Annotated in this window: 12 protein-coding genes; 8 read left to right on the top strand and 4 right to left on the bottom strand. The window is 64.4% G+C overall.

The window, feature by feature from the left end; all coding sequences use genetic code 11:
* Positions 1–33: 33 nt before the first annotated feature.
* Entirely contained in the window at positions 34–2,751 is a 2,718-nt protein-coding gene (locus NCO8_RS05500; protein WP_157104781.1) for a hypothetical protein, read from the bottom strand.
* A 139-nt stretch (positions 2,752–2,890) separates the two neighbouring features.
* Here NCO8_RS05500 and NCO8_RS31095 point away from each other — a divergent pair, with 139 nt between their 5' ends.
* Positions 2,891–3,061, top strand: a complete 171-nt coding sequence (locus tag NCO8_RS31095) for a hypothetical protein (protein WP_157104782.1) — start codon at positions 2,891–2,893, stop codon at positions 3,059–3,061.
* A 780-nt stretch (positions 3,062–3,841) separates the two neighbouring features.
* Here NCO8_RS31095 and NCO8_RS31100 read toward each other — a convergent pair.
* Positions 3,842–4,099, bottom strand: coding sequence for a hypothetical protein (locus NCO8_RS31100; protein ID WP_157104783.1), 258 nt, complete (start codon positions 4,097–4,099; stop codon positions 3,842–3,844).
* 567 nt (positions 4,100–4,666) lie between these two features.
* Here NCO8_RS31100 and NCO8_RS05510 point away from each other — a divergent pair.
* Together NCO8_RS05510 and NCO8_RS31105 are read left to right on the top strand one after the other, a co-directional pair.
* Positions 4,667–5,620 carry a competence protein CoiA family protein gene (locus tag NCO8_RS05510; protein WP_067636953.1) on the top strand — a complete coding sequence of 318 codons (954 nt, stop codon included), beginning with the start codon at positions 4,667–4,669 and terminating at the stop codon, positions 5,618–5,620.
* A gap of 623 nt (positions 5,621–6,243) precedes the next feature.
* Positions 6,244–6,870 (top strand): hypothetical protein, encoded by a 627-nt coding sequence (locus NCO8_RS31105; protein ID WP_157104784.1) that lies wholly within the window; start codon positions 6,244–6,246, stop codon positions 6,868–6,870.
* A gap of 330 nt (positions 6,871–7,200) precedes the next feature.
* Here the strand turns inward: NCO8_RS31105 and pip are convergent, their stop codons facing one another.
* A complete protein-coding gene (gene pip / locus NCO8_RS05520; RefSeq protein WP_067636957.1) occupies positions 7,201–8,169 on the bottom strand; it encodes a prolyl aminopeptidase in 969 nt (322 codons plus the stop codon).
* 525 nt (positions 8,170–8,694) lie between these two features.
* Between pip and NCO8_RS05525 the strand changes: the two genes are divergently transcribed.
* The 3 genes from NCO8_RS05525 to NCO8_RS05540 all read left to right on the top strand — a co-directional run bounded on the left by NCO8_RS05525 (position 8,695) and on the right by NCO8_RS05540 (position 15,570).
* A complete protein-coding gene (locus NCO8_RS05525) occupies positions 8,695–10,698 on the top strand; it encodes a hypothetical protein (protein WP_157104785.1) in 2,004 nt (667 codons plus the stop codon).
* Between the two features lie 841 nt (positions 10,699–11,539).
* Positions 11,540–14,758 (top strand): hypothetical protein, encoded by a 3,219-nt coding sequence (locus NCO8_RS05535; RefSeq protein ID WP_157104786.1) that lies wholly within the window; start codon positions 11,540–11,542, stop codon positions 14,756–14,758.
* A gap of 377 nt (positions 14,759–15,135) precedes the next feature.
* Positions 15,136–15,570, top strand: a complete 435-nt coding sequence (locus NCO8_RS05540) for a VOC family protein (RefSeq protein WP_067637007.1) — start codon at positions 15,136–15,138, stop codon at positions 15,568–15,570.
* Here NCO8_RS05540 and NCO8_RS05545 read toward each other — a convergent pair.
* A complete protein-coding gene (locus tag NCO8_RS05545) occupies positions 15,516–16,061 on the bottom strand; it encodes a DinB family protein (protein ID WP_067637009.1) in 546 nt (181 codons plus the stop codon). The two genes, NCO8_RS05540 and NCO8_RS05545, sit on opposite strands and share 55 nt — an antisense overlap.
* A 37-nt stretch (positions 16,062–16,098) precedes the next feature.
* Here NCO8_RS05545 and NCO8_RS05550 point away from each other — a divergent pair, with 37 nt between their 5' ends.
* Positions 16,099–16,593: an Lrp/AsnC family transcriptional regulator gene (locus tag NCO8_RS05550; RefSeq protein ID WP_067493199.1), complete on the top strand. Its 495-nt coding sequence runs from the start codon at positions 16,099–16,101 to the stop codon at positions 16,591–16,593.
* 156 nt (positions 16,594–16,749) lie between these two features.
* Positions 16,750–20,217 carry an indolepyruvate ferredoxin oxidoreductase family protein gene (locus NCO8_RS05555; RefSeq protein WP_067637011.1) on the top strand — a complete coding sequence of 1,156 codons (3,468 nt, stop codon included), beginning with the start codon at positions 16,750–16,752 and terminating at the stop codon, positions 20,215–20,217.
* Positions 20,218–20,241 lie beyond the last annotated feature (24 nt).

The following is a 20,241-nucleotide window of genomic DNA, read 5'->3' on the forward strand; positions in this document are numbered from 1 at the left end:
TCTCACGACTTCGAGACACTGCCTAGGTCGCTGCTATTCAAGGAGGTCATGCCACGCCCACGGCTGGGCCGGGGTGTGGTCGTGCGGTTCCAGGCCGAACCGAAATGCCTCCCGATCGGGTGAAATTTTGAGGAACTCGCTGAACATGCCCGCTGCGGGTAGTCGTATGGATAGCTTCTCGACCTGTTCGTGTGCCTCGGTCTCGTGAAACTTGCCCAACAGTTCGGTTACCCAAGGCTGGTCATTGAGGACGGTGTGTGTGGCAGGGTCACGCGCCAGCAGAACTCGTACTTGATCGTGTGCACCGATCCCATTCAACTCACCCGATAGCCAAGCCAATCCGCCAGCATCCGCGAGAGCTGTGTGTCCAGCGGGATCGCGGGCCAGCAGCACCTGCACCTGATCGTGTGCACCGATCTCCTGCAACTGATTCAACAGACTGGCGACAGCACCTGGGTCGTCGATTGCGACATGGGTGGCCGGGTCGCGGGCCAGCAGAACCCGCACCTGGTCGTGTGCACCGATCTCACTCAACTGGTCGAGCAACCAGGATATTCCGCTGGCGTCGGTGAGAGCAGTCTGCGAGCCGGGGTCGCGCGCGAGTAGTTCCTGGATCTGTTTCTGGGCCCCAGCCTCCTGTAGTTGGTGCAACCGACGTGCCACTTCATACGGGTCATCGAGTGTGATGTTCGTAGACGGGTCGCGGGCCAGCAGAGCCCGTACCTGTCCGTGCGCGCCGACCATCCGCAACTCGTGCAGCAGCCAGGTCACTGTGGTTGGGCTATGGAGGGTGGCGCTGGCGGCAGGGTTGCGGGCGAGCAGAACCTGTACCTGTTCGCACGCCCCGGCATCTCGAAACTCGCGCAGTAGCAAGGCGACTCTGCCCGGGTCGTGGAGGGCGGCGTGCGCGGCGGCACGCACGGCCAGCACCTGCACTTGTTCGTGTGCCCCGGTCTCGCGTAACTCTCCCAGGAGGCTGGCGAGCCCGAGTGGGTCATCGAGAGGCACATACGTTGCAGGATTGCGGGCCAGCACGACCTGCATCTGTTCGCGTGCACCGGATTTACGCAGTTCACGCAGTACCTGAGCCAGATTGCTGGCATTGTCGAGAGTTACGTGCGCGGCGGGGTCGCGAGCAAGTAACGCCTGCGCCTGTTCGTGCGCACCTGTCTTGCGGAACTCGCTTAGCAGTTCGGCTACCCCGGCGGGGGCGAGGGTGGTGTGTGCGGCGGCCCACGATGCCGGATGCGGATCGTCGGGAAACAGAGTGTGGATGAACCTGACGAGGGCATGGGCCGCGCGAGGGTGGCCGTGCCTGGTGGCGTTCTTCCACAATTGGATTGCGTCGCGATATATTCCGCGGTCCCAGGCGGCTTGGGCAAGGGTGTGTTGGTGATTGTGGTGGACGTGGACAGCGGCTTCCCAGAACCCGATCGGTGGGATCAGATGAGCGCGAGTACGTCGGCCATGCTGGTCGAGGTAGTCGGCCAGCTGGAACACCGGCTCTCCCTCGGCGCTACCACCACGGCCCGGGCGCTCCCGCTGGCCGCGTGCGCCAGCCGGTCGGGGGCGTATGGGGGTGATCGGGCCGCGTGCTCCCTTGCACGAACGGCTGGTCTCGGCAAGGGCGGCCTCGAACCAGTCTTGTTCTAGGCAGTCCCAGATGGCGTCGCTGAGATAGCCAGCGGCGGCGTCACGGAGCAGTGAGAACGGCAGCCTATTGGGATGCCCCATCCGTACTGCGTCCATCGCTGCTTGGATTACCGCCCTACCCGTCGCACTCGCTTCGTTGTCGTAGAAATGGATCAGTTCGGGGCCACCGGCCAGATATTGAGTAATCCGGCCGTCCTCGGCCCGCTTGCAGGCCAGTTTCAACCGTGGATCCTTCTGCGCAGCGGTGCGCATCGCGGTCAGATCGGCACCGGTGAAGCTCGCGGACACCTTGATCACAGCCTGTCCGAACAATTTGCGGGTCGCCGAGCCGGGATCGTTGCACAGAGAGCTGTAGTGCTCGTGCCATAAGCTCCCAACGATCAACACGGGTGCGCGGCGGGGGTCGGCGAGAACGGTGCGCAACTGCTCGGACAAACGACCGCGCTCCTGCTCACTCCGGGGTAAAAAGTAGCGCTGGGTCTCGTTAAGCCATACCACCGTGCGCGGCCCGACCCGCTCCAGTTGTTCACTCAGCTCCTCCAGGTGAGACGACGGATGCCACAATCGCCACCCGCCCCGGCCTCGCAACCGGCCCAACGCCTCCCACAACGCCCTGGTCTTGCCGGTCGAAGAATCACCGAGAAGGACCGCGATCCCGCTTTGCCCGCCCAGAGCTCTTTCCACTACTGCACGCAACCGATCATCATGGGCGCGGCCGACATACAGCGGCAACACCACCGCTCCGTCACCATCTCCGGCCACGGTGATCGGTTCGTGTACTTCCAGCGCGAAGGGATCCCGAACCTGTGCCAACCACACCCCAGGCCTGTTCCGGGAATCGTCACTTGCCCGTGTGTGCGCGTCTTTCCATGCTCGCATCGCCCCCGGTTCGGAGACTCCCCACGCCCCGAGGACAGGAGCGAGATTCTCCCACTGTGGGAAGGTCTTGCCGTGCACCCAATCGTGGATCGTGTTAGGGGCAGCCGTGACTGCCGCAGCCGCTGCAAGCTTGTGGTAGCTGACACCAGCGCCGGTGTAAAGCAATTGCAGAGCCCGGTGCAGATCCTCGCGGGTATGGATTTCGAGCGGGGCAGTCACTACCATCTCTTCGCCTAGCTGGGACCGTGTTCGGCGTCGTTCGGCAGGCTATACACGCACTGGCTCACCGACCTGAGATCGCGTACGACTTGACCGCACCGGATGCACCGAATTCGGCAGTCAAGTCACTCTGACCAGCATGATTTCAGACATCCTCGCCAGCAGCGCTGTCATCGTGCTGGTGCTACCGAACGCCGCCCGAATCCCTGTCGCGCTTACTGAACTTATCAATGCCTGCCAGCCACTCGTCCACGCCGCGCAGACGCTCGCTACCGCTCGGCGGCGCACCGGCGACCGACCTCAAGATTAACGCCGTGCCCCGCCGATCACCCCGCCCTGGACACAAGATCATTCTCGTCTCTCAGATCAAAGTACAAAGTACCTATCGCTGGCCATCGAGATCGCCCTCACCATCGAGCGGCAAAGAGCAATGGCTCGCCGCAGACCACCCTGTCGGAGGAGACCGCCAAGCTATACCGCACACAGAACGACGACCATCGCCCGCGTGCTCGTCGCGCACCGCCGCATCGAGCGCGCCGCGATCGCTTCCTCGGCGACAACCCCGACATCGACCACGCCCAACCAAGACGAGCCCGAACGGGTAATCCCGCAACGGTCCAGCGTGACCTGCGGATGCGCCTCACCGGTCCGCAGGATCCGTGCGGCGAAACGCACGACTGACGCGGGTCCGATGCTGTGTGGGATCTGCGGTGAGGCCTTCGTCGGAGATCCTGAAGGCGGGTTTGCACGGGACCGGTAAGCCGAACGCGACGCAGAAGCCTGGTTACGCAGCCTGTTGCGCGCAACAGAAGTTGGGGTTTCGCGCTCGGTTGAACGTTGCCAGCGACCCCGCATGGGCCTGCGGCAGGGCGGTGACGTGCTTGTTCTCCGGGACTGCGGGATTCCTATGTGAGCGACATCCTCCTCTGAGGAGACGCTGGGCGGTCGGCTAGAAATGCGTAACATGCGTAAGATGGGACGAGCAGAAGGTTCGTTCATTGCTGAGTCACGCTCCTTGACTTGCACATAACGACGAAACCCCGGTTGGAGTACGACGTACTCCAACCGGGGTGGCTACGGGTTGATCCTGTCAGTTTCCTACGCCGAGCAGGATCTCTCCGAACTGCACGATCGCCGTCAGCACGGTTTGCACCGGGCTGACGGCGTCGTCGTTTCCGACCACGTACATCAGCCAGTGCACCGTGCGAACCACGCGCAGATACTCGATGAGCATCAACGCGCCTGCTCGGCTGTCGGCTATGCCCTTGCGGGCGATAGCCGTTGCCTTACGGGCAGCGGTCGCTGCGACCTTGCGGTCGCGGTTATCGTTTGCCTTGGCGGGTCCCATGCGGGCCTCCACCTCTCACTTGGGGGTCAACGACCCGGTGGGTGCCGCCGACGGTTGCGGCGGACGGGCAAGTCTCGATGCCGGTCGATCGAGACTTCCCGCCCGCCACACTCTTTGCGAACCACGGTTCCGAGAGAGCAAGCAAACAAGGTGCCGAATCCGCTGCAGATTCGTGCAGTGGATTCGCCGGTTCAGAGTCTACTGCCGCCGGCCCGACAAACTGCACCCTGAGCCGAGCCACCGGGCGGAATTCGCCTGTGGCACCTGCGCTCTGAGGCTCCATGAGATGCCGCCAGGTTCCCACTGAGTCACCGCCGAGTCTCCAATGAGGAACTTTCAGTATCGCGAGTGACGTTGGTCACATGGATAGTTTCTGGGCAACCCATCGGACGTGAATGCTCGTGCATCGGAGCCCTGCACTAGTTCGCCGGTCGATACTGGCGGGCCACCTCCCCGGATCGGCGGCGGCCGGACGAACCAATTTGATGCCTAAACATCAACCGCCGACCTTGTCGGAGGCTCGAGTTACCTTGGGGTGGTAGGCCATTGGTATGACAGGGGTGCTCGATGGGGGACGACCAAGATCCGTGTGTCGCATTCAAGATGAACGCGGCGCTAGACCCGTATCGCGACCATCTCATCGACATTCGCGTCGATGAGAACTGGGAGCAGTGGCACGGAATCGGGAAGCTGGGTCTGCGTTGTGTGCTCTGCCGTCGCGTCGTCACGCCGTTCCTGTCCACCCAGAAGAACCGGTTCGTTCGCCACCAGAGCGGAGAAGGAGCCTCGGCTTCCACGGCTGCGAAGAGGAGTGCGCACGAGTCATTTCTGCACCAGCGATGCAAGTACTGGGTCGCTGACCAGTTGCGCGAGGCCGGCGCGATCGCTGAAGTCGAACGGCAACTCGGTGACCGCCGCCCTGATGTGCTCGCGGTACGTGATGGCCGACGGTTCGCGGTCGAAGTCCAATGGTCGTCGCTGAGCCTCGCTGCCGCCCAGGAGCGAACGGCAGATCTTAGACGCGCCGGCGCCGACGAGGTCATGTGGTTGACCCGCGGCTATACGTGGGTCGAGAAGTTGCCCACGCTCGGCCTTCACGGGTTCAATCCCGGCAGCGATGGCTACACAACCGAGTTTGGCTTCCTTGCGCTCACCCCGAGCGGTGGACTTAGGACAGCCAGCCGGCCAGTGCGGCAAGCATTGCATCAATGGCTCGACGGCGAGATCGCGTGGGCCTATCGAGACGTCGAGAAGGCGGGATGGGCCACCGTGCAGGACTGGGCGAAGCACACGAAGCAGCAGGCAGAAGAGATCGAGCGACTTGGCGGTGAACTCGGCAAGGCGACGGACAAGATCGAGAGGCTCAGCACGACAGTGCGCAAGCAGAGCGCGCGGATCGACGCGGTGGAATCAGACCTGAAGGGCGCCAAGGCCGACCTGTCGCTGGAGCAGGACAAGGTCGAAGAGGGCAAGCGCCAAAGGCCCGGGATGCTGAAACCTTCGAGAAAACTCGGTCGCTGATCGAGAAGGCCATCGGTCAGCGCGACCAGCACGCCGGGGCGGCCTCCGCCCTTGGCGCCCAACTCGAAGCCGAGCGCGAGGCACACAACCGCACAGCGGCCGCGTTGGTTTGGCGCGCGAGGCTGGTGAAGGTCCTACTCGCCGTCTGTCTCGTACTGGCGGTACTCGTTCTGCTCAGCAGCAATTGATCTAGGTATCAAGGAAGTATGGACCGGTCAGGAGGACCGAATGCGACTGAGAATGCAGCTAAATCAGTTCGGCGCGTTGTGCATTGAATGCCAAGAGGGCGTTGGATCAGGCGGCGGATTCATCTTTAAGCCGGGGTCAAGCAACCGTGTCCTGTGCTTGGACTGTGCGTACGTCGAGTGTGGTCGATCGCGTGGCCTGATCGCGCAGCCACCCAGCGTGCCGTTGGACTGATGCTGTCCGTCGGGAGAGTCTGGTAGAAGTTGCGACCATCCGCTCGACGCCTGCACCGGCATGCGACGGGTGCTGCGCATCGCAGATAGCGCTTCGCGCTGTGGTTGCGACTAGGCACAGCGTCCGCAAAGCGCTGCTGCTGCACGGAGTGTGCCTTCAGCGTCCACCGAAACCGGCACGGCCACAGTCTGTACTCTCCGACGATGAGTTGGAGTTGGGCCATTCCGGGAGCCATGGGCGCGATCTACACCCTGCTGATGGCCGTACCGGCTACTCACCGACGTCGATGCGCGTCGCGCGCCGAACTGCTCGCCAAGCTCGTCGCCGCAGCAGGGGATCGCTGCCCAAAAGCGTTGCGGGCGGAGATGATCGAAAAAATCACCTGGGTAGCAGCCTATAGTGCCATCCGCTACACCGGAAAGCACCGACTGATCGTGTGGATCGGATGGCCTTTGTCCGTTGTTTCCTTCACGCTGTGTGCCGCGGCCGTCATCGTTCACGAAGGCGGTCAAGCACCGAGATCCCCTGCGATGTTTCTGGGTACAGCGGCGGCGGTCGCTGCGATCTCTGCCCTCCAATTCATCCCCGTGGTCTTTGTTATGGACTGGATGTATGCCCGTCGTCTGCTGTATGTGAAGGTTGGTGGGCGAGACGACTTTGCCCGCCTCCGTTTCCCCGGTCTGCGACGACGCGGGTACTCCTCAGTCATCGTCAAGAGGCTGATATCGCAAGTCTTCGGGGATCAAAGATGTGGAGAACCGGTCAGTCAGGGCGACCTCCTCGCCCTACGCCGTGCCATGTCCGAATGGGAAAACTCTCCATTTCAGTGACCGCTGCGCACATCAAGAGCACCTCAGTAGGCACCCACACGCGGCCACTCGCCGTGGGTAACCGCCAGAAGCGAGCAATCACGGAGTGTGTAACCGACCTCTCCCCCGGTGAGGTGTGCGCCCTGCGTACTCCACGTCGCCTAAGCAGTGCAAATAACAACTAAGAATCCGTCGGCCCAGTCCCATCACCGACCCGGTCAGCCGGGCTGCGTTAGGCAGCACCGCAGTGTAGGAGAGGCTGGCCACGTCGCTCGGTAAGCGGCATGAGTCGGTTGTTCCGCAAACAAAGGTCGAGGCACGCCTACCGCGGCGGATACCCGTCGCCTCCGTTTAGCTGATCTGATTGGTATCGGGCTGCGCGAAGCGGGCGATGGCACGGGTAACCGCCTCGCCCATGGCGGGGCTGGCGGTGTGGCCGGAGTCGTCGATGACGCGCAGGCGGGCGGCCGGCCATGCTTTCGCAAGTTCCCACGCGGTTTCGAGTGGGGCGCTGAGATCGAGGCGGCCGTGGATGAGTTCGCCGGGGACCTCGGCCAGCCGCCCGGCTTCGCGCAGTAGCACGCCTTCCTCGAGCCATGCGGCGTGCGCGAAGTAGTGTGTGCAGATCCGGACGAAGGCGAGCATGGCGGTGTCCGGTTTGGCACTGTATTGCCCGGGGCTCCCCGTAGATTCGTGCGCTATCACCGCGTCCTCCCAGCGACACCACTCGATCGCGGCCCCGCGGCGTACCACTGGGTCCGGGTGTTCCATTAGCTGCCGATAGCCTTCGACCAGGTCACCGTCGCTGGGCGGCGTGGCCCGGAATCGCTCCCACTCGGCGGGCAGCAGCCGCGCGACACCCCGATACAGCCAGTCGATTTCGCGACGGCGGGTGGTAGTGACGCCGACCAGCACGATGCCGGTGACCCGCTGCGGGTATCGCTGGGCGTAGGCGAGGATGAGCGTCGAACCCCAGGAGCCGCCATACAGCAGCCAGCGGTCGATGCCGAGGTGGATGCGCAGCCGTTCCATATCGGCGATCAGGTGCTCGGTGGTGTTCACCGCCATGTCGGTGCCCGGGTCAGCAGCGCTGGGAACGCTCCGTCCGCAACCGCGCTGATCGAACTGCACGATCCGAAAGACGTTCGGATCGAACGACTTCCGTGATCGCGGGCTGCTCCCGCTGCCGGGCCCGCCGTGCACCACCAGCGCCGGGCGCCCCGCGGGGTTGCCACTGGCACACCAGTACACCTGGTTTCCGTCGCCGACCTCGAGCAGACCGTCGGCGTACGGCTCGATCAGGGGAACGGAGGTCGCCACGTTGCCGAGGTTAGCGCGGGCGCGCCGAGTCGAAGACCACGCAGGCGTTGACCCGGTCGTGGCGGGACCATGGGCTAAGACCTGGGTGCCGCGGTATCCGCGCATCGGCATTACAGGATGCGCGGACGGAACCCGGTGGGGCGATGTGGACGCAAGACCGATCCGCGCGGAGGGGGTGACATTGTCTTCTCCCTCCGTGCTCAGGCTGAGGAGTGTGTAACGAACATCTCACTCCGGTCGGTTGTGCCAGCGCTACACACTCCGTCGCTGACACAGGCGGCATCTGTCGTAGTCCTGTCAAGCGGCTATGGGTGTGACGACCGCATGCGAAATTGCCGCCCGCTGTCAGTTCCCGGACCGAGATCACAGCAATGGCGGGGATCCCACCCAGTACCTCAGCGGCGAACTTCACGGTCAGTTGCTGTCGGGGTGTCATACAACTTGGGCAGAACCAGAAGCGGCCACTATCTGCGGTCATTGTGCTGTCCGTGAAAACTGCTGGACAGTTGCGGGACAATGGAATCCATGACCGATATCCTTCCTGACGGGCACGCGATCGAGGACGCTGCCCTCGATCCCACCGACCAGCAGGAGCCCATGGACCTCGCCGAGATCGACCCCGACGACGAGCCCGTTTCGCCGCCACCCTATGGGTTCGATCCCTCCGAGGTCGCCGATGCCGCGCGCGTGCTCGACCATGTCTTCGCCACGCTGCGCAGCGGGTGGGAGGCGTGGGGCACGGTCGAGGCGACGGTGACCGAACTCGATGTCGTCTTGACCGACTCGTGCCGCCGCGCGCTCGGGCAGATCGCCGCGTGTCCGCTGCGCATGGAACCCCGAGGCACCCCAGGGGCTGAACTCGACACCGGCGCCGCGCTCGGCCGGGAGGCGGTCGCCGCGGTCGGCGACGACGAACTCGCTCTGTGGACCGCGTTGATCGAGAAGGTCCGCGCGCCAGCGGCTACCGCCCGGCTCGGTGAGCTGATGTTCGCCCGCAAAGTACCCCCGGCCCACGAATACGCGCGCCGCGCCGCGCAGGCATACATCGACGCCGTTGACAGCGGCGACTACCAATACGACGCCACCGTGCACCTGATGCGCGGCTGGACACTGGCCCGCCAGCTCAAGGACCAGGGAATCGAGAACGCCGCGCTGGACATCATGACCGCCCGGCTGAACGCGCTAATGACCGGCGAGTTCCGCGAGCGGCCTGGTGCGGTGTATCCACTGCTGCAGGTCCTGTGCCAAAACCCCCGCGACACCTCCCGCAAACAAGCCCAGCACGAGCACGCGGGCGCGGTGCTGAGCACGTTGGCCGCCAGCGAAACCCATGACCACCTCATCGCCGAAACCGCAGCGCTGCGGCGCAAGCTGCTCGGCTCCACCGCCAGTGATAAGCAGCGCGCCGCGGTCGACCTCGATGAGATCGGCGGATACTGCCGCCGTGCCGAGAACGCGCCGAACGCGGCGGTGCGCCTGCACTTCCTCGAACGCGCCGCCGTGGTCGCGACGAAGCGCGGCCAGCGCAACGAAGCCGACCGCATCACCGCTCTGATGCAGGCCATCGACCCAGACGAGCTCGGGTTACAGGTCATCACCACTTCCAGCTCGGTACCGGCGTGGATACCGGAGTCTGCGCTCGACCCTTACACCCAGGCGCCGTCTTGGCGTACCGGAGTGACGCTGTTCTGCACTGACCCGTGCGCACCGACCGGAAGCGTCGCCAACAACCGCGCGTTGGCAGCGCGCATCGGCAAAGGCATGCTGCGTCTGCCCTCCGTGCTGCTCGACCGCGGACTGCCGCGCGCCACGCTGACGAGCGACGACGAGCAGTACCAGCACGACCTGTCGCGCACCGCGAAGGTCTGGGCCGATTACCAGGGGTCGGTGCTGGCTGCGGCCTTGCGACGGGTCGGGGATCGTTACGGAATCCCCGAGCTCGAGGAGGTAACCGCGGCACTGCTCGATCTCGGTGCGCTCGACCCACGAATGGCCCGGAGCCTGGCCAAAGGCTTCCGCTACTTCTGGGCCGGCGACTACGAAGCTGCCGCGGCGGTGGTGATCCCCAAAATCGAGACCGCCGCCCGAGCGCTGCTACGGGACCTCGACGAACCAACCTTCAAGGTGCAGATCTCGAAGGTCAAGCCCGGAGGTCACATCCAGCTGCATCCGCTGCTGGAAGCGCTCGAAAAGGCCGCCCTCGACGAGGACTGGGCCTATTTCCTGCGCTGGCTGCTGCTCGGCCCGGTTGGGCGCAACCTACGCAACGACTACGCTCATGGACACCTCGATGAGGTCACTTCCGCCGACGCTGCCCTGGTGCTGCGCGCCGCTGCCGTCCTCATCACCGCCGCCCCCATCGCCGACGATCTCGGCCGCCGGGTCCAGGTGGCGCCCATGACAGTGCTGCGGACCCGGCCGGCCCGGCTCACGGAATCGGTCCTCATCCACGTCAAACGAGCCGCCGCCGGTGCCTTCACCGCCGCCGAACTACTACGACGCGAACTGCGAGGCACCCCACGCCAATAGCCCTAGCCTCCTCGACCGACCATCTGCACTAGCATCCGGATCAACCGCCTGCCATCGGCCTTCGGAGTCTTGAGGCTGCTCAGGTCAAGCGCAAGCGCTTCCGGTAGCTCAGGTCGGCGGTTGGTAATCACTGTTCCGCCTACCTACTGGGCAGTGTGAGTGGGCTGTGATTCTTAAGTGGGAACCAACCCCGGGGCGATTCAGTCTCCGGTGGAGGGATACCCGCTCGGCCGCTCGAACAGCTCGAGCATGCCGCGCTCACGCGTCAAGGCGATCCGGTCTGGGCGTGCTGTGGCGACAACACAGTCCGCGTTTTGCCGCCGCGTCATCGGGATGGCAAAGGGGCAGGGCCACACGATCAAACGAGCGGGCCGGGCTTTCCACTGCGCATCAGTTGCTGTCGCCTTATGATTTCTCGTGCGGACAACCAGGACCGGGGGGATCGACCGCGTTGCTGCCACCGGGATGCACTTCGAAATGCCGGTGGCGGCGGGGGGAGTTGCGACCAGCGCCAATGGGGGGATCTGTTGGCCATCCATGTCGTCTCGGCAGATGGTCACGTTCATAGTGGCGACGTGGCCGCAGACGGTGATCGTTGCGTCAGAGTGCCGCGACCGAACCCACTGACCGAACCTTCGACGGGCAAGGTAGATGACGGCGAGCACCGACCGCACCGAACTCCGGCGCCTCGTCAAGACACCGGGACAGTCGCCTGGGCTTGCGGCACTCCGCTTTTCTGGTGTCTATGTGCTAGCCAAGGCTGGCACCGGGCCAGTCGGCGCTGCCCAGGTGATCCTAGGGATCTCGGTGTGCGATTGCTGGGCCCTTGCAGTATTACTTAGTGGTGCTCAGCGAAGAGAGTGGACCAGCGCTCGACCTTCCCGCCGAGGTAGCAAACCGGATCGTCGCGGAACTCCCCGGTCGAGGAGAGAAAGTGGTCGCGGCGTTGCAGACCGCCGCCTATCTGCTCAGCGCCGCCGTTCACCACGACGCTGGTTTACGGCTGGCCGAAAGTGCAACCTATAACCTGCGCGAGGCTCTAGACGCTGTTGTCAGCGGACTCACCCCGGTAGAGGGAGGACTCCCCGCTGTCTTGGCTGCATGGCAACAATACGAGCAAGAAGCGGGTCAGCCTGGCAACGACGACGCGATATCGCTGCGAGTGTTCAGCCAAGTGATTCGTCGGGCGGGCGAGCAACAGGATCGGAACTCCTACCACGAGGCGCGACTTCTCGGCTACCTTCGCGACAAATCAGGCATCGAACCACTTGTCGGGGAGCTCGATCCGGTCGCCGAGTACAAACGCCTGCGGAAAAGAGCGAATCGAGGGGTCCACACGAGCACGAATCTCGGCGATGCCTCCATTCTTTATCAACACACCGTGGCGTGGTTTGTTCGAATGTTCACTCCGCCAGCAGACGTTGTCGTCGCGCTCCGCGAGCTTGCCGCGGAGCCGTGGACAGGGCCCGACCAGATTAGTCGTATACACCGTCTAGCCTCGAATCCGCACCAGCTGCGCTTGTTCTTTCGGCATCTCAAAGCCGCCGCGTGGCTGGAGCCGCTGTACGGCGCTGGGATGATGCCACTGCCCCAACCCGAGTCGCCATGGCCGGTTTACGGACTGCTAGAGGGGCTCGGCCGAACAGAACCCGCCGCCGTTGCATCTGTGGTTCAAAAGCTGCTGCCCGCCTGTAAGCAGCTTCCCGCCGATCAACAACTAGACGCGCGCTTCGACTTACTGCGGTTCGCAGTGAACCTCGGGCAGGAGGGGCACGGAGTCGTCGGCGACATAGTGAAGTTGCATCCCAACAATGACGCTGTGCGTTCGCTCGCTACCACTGCAGTAAAGGATGCTGATCCGACTGCGCCGATCGTGGAGAAAGTTGCCTCCGCGGTGCTCAGTGCCGCCGCTACCGATCGGGACATTTATTACTACAAGATCCTACTGAATGCGATCGAAAACGGAATGACCGCAGACAATGCCGTTACGCGGACACGTCTGCTCATCGCGAAAATTCGCGCAGCCACCCAAGGTCATGCGACCGGACGGATCAATATCGATATCGCGCGGCTGACCACGGAGCTGGGCGATGATGATCGACAGTTTCTGGTCGTGGCCACTCACTATCTCGCCCGAATCCTGGCTCGTGCACTCGCATGCGGCGTGCCGGGAACGCAACTGTGGGCCTGGGTCGCCAATATTCCCGGGGCAGTCGGCGAGCGGCTTGTTTGTCGTGTGCTAGTGCTGGCTGACGATGTCCCGATCGAGGACAAGATTAAGTACGTCACACTCCGGCTTGGATCCGACACAGTCTCCGGGGACGACAAAGACCTGGTCGACGCCGTACTCGCCGCGAACCCCGATCCGACCCGAGTCCAGGAATGGTCCGCCGCCCTCGGTAAGCCATCTGCAGCATCTGAGAATATCGCTGCGCCGCCTAGGGATTGGCTCAAGGCGTGGCGTTGGTCCACAGTGCTTCCCGGCTATCTGCTCACCGATTGGCAACCCGTGATCACCACCCTTTCTCAGGAGCACGGGCGATTCGATGATACATGCTTTTCGCGCCGCCTCCCCACCTTCATTCGATCGTCGGAGAGTTCGCCATATAGTGTCGATCAGCTAGCCGCTCGCACTCCACTCGAAGCGGCACAGTTGGTATCGCAATGGCGTCCGGATTCCGCAGCGGATTACAAGATGACCACGCCACGCGGGCTCGCAAAGACCCTGGAGACCGTTGTTGCCGCGAATCTTTTTGGCTGGACACAAGATCCGGTCGCGCTGGTAACCACGCTGCGCGAGCCAGTCTATGTGTTGCACTACTTGCGCAGCATTACCGAAAACGTAGAGGGGATCAGCGAGCAGACCGATCAGGTCATCGAAGCGGTCCGGGTCGCGACCACCGAAAGGTGGGCACCGAACACCCTTAGCCAGGATCGGTTTGATTTCGAATCCGACTGGACAGTCGTCGACATCGGTGCACTGGACCTAGTCACGAAGCTCGCCGATCTGAACGGTCTATTCGCCCAGGCAGCCCTCGACGATGCCTGGTCTTTGATCTTGAGCGCACTGGGAACGTCACCCCAGGAGCCTGCCACCACAACGGACATCGCGCGCAGTCGGGCAGTCAGCGGAAAATTCGGGCGGGGGCTACAGGCCGCCATCTCACTCGCTGCGTGGGAAGAGCGGAACAACCCGCCCATTCGAGCGCAGTTCTTCAACCTACTCGACGAAGTCCTCAAGCCCACCTCCCGAGTCGGGCTTGAGTCTCGAGCGATCCTGGCTTGGCAGCGCCCACGCCTGGAGCACATTGCACATGATTGGCTTAGCCAACGAGTCGATCTTGTATTCCGCAATGCCGAATACGGCTCGTTCACTATCGATCTCACCCTCGAAATCGGCCGCCCTACACCTTGGTTGCTACGAAACCTCCGCCACGACCTAGTCTCCGCCGCTCTGCGCGGCGCGGAAAATGCGGTCGGTCACCTACTGGTGGGCACCCTGCAGGATGAGCCCGGCTACGACAGCGGCGCCGTCATCGCAGCTCTGCGTTCGGCTCCCCAGGTCTTGGCTGAAGCCGCTGCCGAGATGGCGAGACTGGTACAGAACGAGCCGGCCGGATCGCAAGACCTCGATACGGCCTTAGGGTTTTGGCGATCGCTGCTGGATGCTGACCGCACAACAGCGCCAGCCGAAGTCCTTTACAAAACAGGTCGATGGAGCTACGTGACCGGAGTGCCGGACAACGTCTGGACCGAGCTCACCATCCGAACCTTAGAAATCACCAACGGTGATATCGAATATGCGATCGAAGTTGCCGATCGCTGCAAAACCGTTACAGTGCCGGACCGCAGCACCAAAATCCTTCTCCTGCTACAAGACCGCGGCGAACCATGGGAACGCCACCACGCGGCTGAGGCAGCGATGGACGCACTACGCGCATTGAGCACTACCCGCTCGGACTCGAATTTTCTGGCGCTGCAAACCAGACTGATCGAACTAGGACGCCACGAGGCTGTCGACGTCGCTCCGTACAGCTACGAGGCGCCTCCCAGTGCGTAAGTCAAAACCCCTCTGGAATCGGAGTCCCCACCCCAAGCTGTCTTGCTGTTGGCTGGAGCCCGCAGAGCAGGTCCGACGGTTGTGCAAGTTCTGATGCGTCAGAATGCTCTACGGAGTGCGTGACCAACATGTCACCCCGGCGAGCACCGCGACCTCTTCGCGACGCAAGCCAGGAGTGCGTCGGCTCCGAGCTTCGCCTACGGCCAAACCGGCATCCTCGGGACTCACTCGGGCCCGCCGAGATCGCAGGAACTCCTTCATCTCGGCGCTCCGTCTGGCCCGGGCTTCCGCGGACAGCTTGGTCGAACTCATGGCGATGATGGTATTCGCCGTGCGATCGCGGATTCGGTGCGGCGATGCACCCTACGATGAACCGCATGGCAGTCAGCATGAGCAATGTCGGCATCGTCGTCGAGGATCTCGGGGTGGCGATCGAGTTCTTCCAGGAGCTCGGTTTGGAGCTCGAGGGGCGGGCCGTGGTGGCGGGTGAGTGGGCCGGGCGGGTGACCGGGCTCGGGGACCAGCGGGTCGAGATCGCCATGATGCGGACGCCGGATGGGCACAGTCGGCTCGAACTCTCGCGCTTCCTCGAGCCCGAGGTGGTCGCCGATCACCGCACGGCCCCGGTGAACGCGCTGGGTTATCTGCGGGTCATGTTCCAGGTGGACGACCTCGACGACACCCTCGAACGCTTGCGCAAGCACGGTGCGCGGGTGGTCGACGAGGTGGTGCGGTACGAGGATGTCTATCGGCTCTGCTACGTGCGCGGTCCCGAAGGGTTGCTGATCGGGCTGGCCGAAGAATTGGGGTAGGCGTACGATGAGTTCCGCCGGATCTGCTCGCGAAGAATATCGCCGTGGCCTGCGTGTCTGGCGAACTCCTCGATCATGGCGAGCAGCGTCCAGCGCATGCTGACCCTCCCCTCGCCGGGGATGTCGAGGGTGTCGTCGAGGTCGAAGCGGGCGGCGATGTCGCGGGAGCGGTGACTCGCGCGTTCGAACTCGGCGATGACCTCGTCCAGCGATTCGTCGTCGGACACGGCGAACGTACCTTCGTCGCGGCGCGAGTATCCGTCGCATTCGTGCTCCGCGAGCCCGGCCCAGAACCGCTGAAACCAGATCCGCTCGGCACCGGCCGCGTGTTTGAGGAGCGAGATCGGTGTGGTGAGCGATGGGACGAGACGTCTGCGCGCGTCGGTTTCCGACAGCCCGCGGGCGGTATCGATGAGCGCTTCGCGGTTGCGGTCGAGCATATTCTCGAGGAGCAGCCGCTCCCCACCATCGGTAATCCGTTCGGTCTTCATCTCTTTCACTCCATTTCCGTTGTGCCAGAATGCGCGGATGGCCATCAAGTTCGATGCTGTCGACGCCGCGTTGCTCGCCGAGCTTGCGCGGGATCCCCGGGCGCCGATTCTCGAGCTGGCGCAGCGGCTCGGGATCGCGCGCAACACGGTGCAGGCGCGGATGAAGCGGCTCGAGTCCTCGGGGGCGGTACGGGGGTATCCGCCGGATATCGATGTGGCGGCGATCGGGTTCGCGGTGCACGCGTTTCTCGGAATCGAGCTCGATCAGAACAAGATGGACCCGATCATCGAGCGGTTGCGCGACTTCCCGCATGTGCTCGAGGTGCATGCGACGACCGGTCGCGCCGATCTGCTGGTCCGGGTGGCCGCGCGCTCACAGCAGGATCTGCTGGAGATCATTCAGCGGGTGCACGCCATCGATGGGGTCAACCATACCGAGACGATGCTCGCGCTGGCTACACCGATCGGGTATCGGAGCCTGCCGCTGGTCGAGGATCTGACCGCACGCCGATCCGACGACGATGTGAGCTAGGTCTCTCGCCTCGAGCAGATTGACTCATCCGCATCAGTGTCCTAGATCACTTTTGAGCAGTCTGATCAACTTTTTGTGTGACTGTTGACACAGTTCACCCCTTCACGGCACATTTCGCAGCACGGGTAGCAGTTTCCTTCGTGCAGTGAGGTGTTCATGACCAGCGTCGTCTGTTCCACCGCCCGACCGCTGGCCGAACCGGCCGCGTCCTACGATCTGGCCGACCGGTATCGGTCCGGCGCGGGTCCGGTCCTGCTCACGGGTGTCCAGGCCATCGCCCGGCTGCTGGTGGAACAGCATGTGCGTGACATCCGCGCCGGGCGCCGGGTCGCGACCTTCGTCTCGGGGTACCAGGGCAGCCCGCTGGGTGGCGTCGACAAGATGCTGCTCGGCATGCCGGAGGTGCTCACCGAACACGACATCACTTTCGTGCCGGGACTCAACGAGGAACTGGCCGCCACCTCGGTGTGGGGCAGCCAGGCCGACCTGCCCGCCGGGCGCCCGACCCACGACGGCGTGGTCGGCGTCTGGTACGGCAAGGGCCCCGGTGTGGACCGGGCGACCGACGCCATCCGCCACGCCAACATGTACGGGGTGAACCCGCGTGGCGGGGTGTTGCTGCTCGTAGGTGACGATCCGTCGTCGAAGTCGTCGACCGTGCCCGCCGTGAGCGAACGTTCGCTGGCCGCGATGGGTGTGCCGGTGTTGTTCCCGCGCAATGCGGAGGAGATCATCACCCTCGGCATGCAGGGCATCGCGCTGTCGCGGGCCTCGGGGTGTGTGGTGGCGTTGAAGATCGTCGCCGATGTCGCCGACGGCGCGTGGACGGTAGACGCCGACGTGGCCGACCTCGCCGTGACGGTGCCCGAGGTGCAGTGGGAGGGACGGCCTTTCACGTATCGGCAGCGCCCGATGGCCGCTCCGACCGACAGCCTGCTCGCCGAGGCGGACCTGTACGGCCCGCGCTGGGCGATGGTGCACGCCTACGGCGCGGCCAATGCCATCGACAGCATCGAGGTGGACCCGCCGGAGGCGAAGGTCGGCATCGCCGCCACCGGAACGACATTCGACGCCGTGCGCCAAGCACTGCTCGAGCTCGGTGTCGACGAGGCCGCGATGCACCGGGCCGGAATCCGGTTGCTGCGCATCGGGATGCCGTATCCGATCGGCCCGGCCAAGGTCACCGAGTTCGCCCGTGGACTCGAGGAACTGATCGTGGTCGAGGACAAGACCGCCTTCATCGAGACCCAGATCCGCGAGATCCTCTACGGCACGGAGCACACGCCACGCATCCTCGGCAAGCACGACCAGCGCGGTGCCCGGCTGATGCCGGTCGACGGCGAACTCGACGCCGGGCGGCTGCTCGCCCCGCTGCGCCGGGTGTTGCGCGAGCGCGTCGAGCTGAAAAAGGCTGCGCCGCCCGCACTTCCGCTGGAGGTGCTCAGCACCAAGCGCACGCCGTACTTCTGCAGCGGCTGCCCACACAACCGGTCCACCGCCCTGCCCGAGGGCTCGATCGGTGGCGGCGGCATCGGCTGTCACACGCTGGTCACCATGTCGGGCCGCGCCGACAGCGCCGTCACCGGGCTGACGCAGATGGGTGGCGAGGGCAGTCAGTGGATCGGGCAGGCACCGTTCACCGATGTGCCGCACCTGTTCCAGAACATCGGCGACGGAACGTTCTTCCACTCCGGGCAGCTGGCCGTGCAGGCGTGCGTGGCGGCGGGAGTGAACATCACCTACAAGCTGCTCTACAACGAGGTCGTCGCGATGACCGGGGCGCAGGACGTGGGCGGCATGCTCACCGTCGCGCAGCTCACCCACAAACTCACCGTGGAGGGCGTGAAGCAGATCATCGTCTGTGCCGACGAGCCGAAGCGGCACAGCAAGCGGGCGCTGGCCAAGGGGACGCTGCTGTGGCATCGTGACCGGCTCGACGAAGCCCAGCGGATGCTGCGCGAGATCGAGGGCGTCACCGTGCTGATCTACGACCAGCATTGCGCCGCCGACGCCCGCAGGCAGCGCAAACGCGGCACACTGCCGGTGCGCAACACCCGCGTGGTGATCAACGAGGCCGTCTGCGAGGGCTGCGGCGATTGCGGCACCAAGTCGAACTGCCTGTCCGTGCAACCCGTCGACACCGAATTCGGGCGCAAGACCCGCATCGATCAGACCTCCTGCAACACCGACTACAGCTGCCTGGACGGCGACTGCCCATCGTTCGTGACGGTGGAGGTGTCACCCGACAAGCGTGCCGGCCGCAAAACCCTCGAACCGCCCGCTGTTCCGGATCCGGCACCGGGCGTGCCGCAGCGCACCCAGAACGTGCTCATCGCGGGTATCGGCGGCACCGGCATCGTGACGGTGAACCAGGTGCTGGCCACCGCCGCCCTGCGCGCCGGGTACGAGGTGGAGACGCTCGATCAGATCGGCCTGAGTCAGAAGGCCGGGCCCGTGGTGTCGCACCTGCGGTTCTCGGGTTCGGAGCTGGAACCGGCCAACCGGCTCACCCCGGGCAGCGCGGACTGCCTGCTCGCGGTCGACCTGCTGACCGCCACCGATCCCCGATACCTGCGCTACGGCAATTCGGCGAGCACGGTGGCCGTGGCGTCGACGAGCAAGACACCGACCGGCGACATGGTGTACGACAAGTCGACGTCCTACCCCGAGACCGATACTTTGCTGAATCGCCTTGCCGCCGTGACGCGTTCGATCAACCACTTCGACGCACTCGCGGCTGCGGAGACCCTGTTCGGCAACACCGCGGCCGCCAATTTCCTCGTCGTCGGCGCGGCGGTACAGGCGGGTGGGTTGCGATTGCCCGTGGCGGCGATCGAGGAAGCCATCGGGATCAACGGGGTCGCCGTGTCGGCCACCCTTGCCGCGTTCCGCTGGGGCCGTGTCGCCGTCGCGGATCCGGCGGCCTTCGCCGCGGCTGTCGACGAGGGGCAGCCGCGGCGGCTCCCGCCGACCGCACCGGCTGAGCTGTTGGCCCACACCGGCTTCGAAGGCGAGGTACGACGGATCGTGGAACGGCGAGCCGGTGAGCTGGTCGGCTACCAGAACACGACGGTGGCGCGGCGCTACATCGACACGGTCGAAAGCGTCTGGGCGGCAGAACGTTCCGTTACCGAGCGGACCGAGTTCAGCGAGGCGGTAGCACGTGGGCTGTACAAGTTCACCGCCTACAAGGACGAGTACGAAGTGGCGCGGCTGCTGGTCGACCCGGCGTTCCTGGCCGAGGTACAGGCCCAGGTGCCGGGTGGCGAGAAGCTCACCTACAAGCTGCACCCGCCCGTCCTGCGCGCCATGGGCCGGAAGAAGAAGATCGGGCTCGCGCCGAAATCCCATGTGGCGCTGAAGGTCCTCGCCAAGGGTAAGTTCCTCCGCGGCACGAAGCTCGACCCCTTCGGCTACGCCCACGTGCGCAAGGTCGAACGCGAACTCCTGGCCCAGTACACCGCCATGGTGACGCGGCTCGCCGCCGAGCTGAGCGAGGAGAACTACGAGACAGCCACTGCGGCAGCCGCTCTCGCCGACGTCGTGCGCGGCTACGAGGACATCAAACTCGCCAATATCGAGCTGTACCGCGCCGGGCTGCGCGATCTCGGCATCGACTTCTGAGTGATCACGGCGCCGAATCCATCG

It is taken from the genome of Nocardia coubleae NBRC 108252 (assembly GCF_001612805.1).
Taxonomy (GTDB): Bacteria; Actinomycetota; Actinomycetes; order Mycobacteriales; family Mycobacteriaceae; genus Nocardia; species Nocardia coubleae.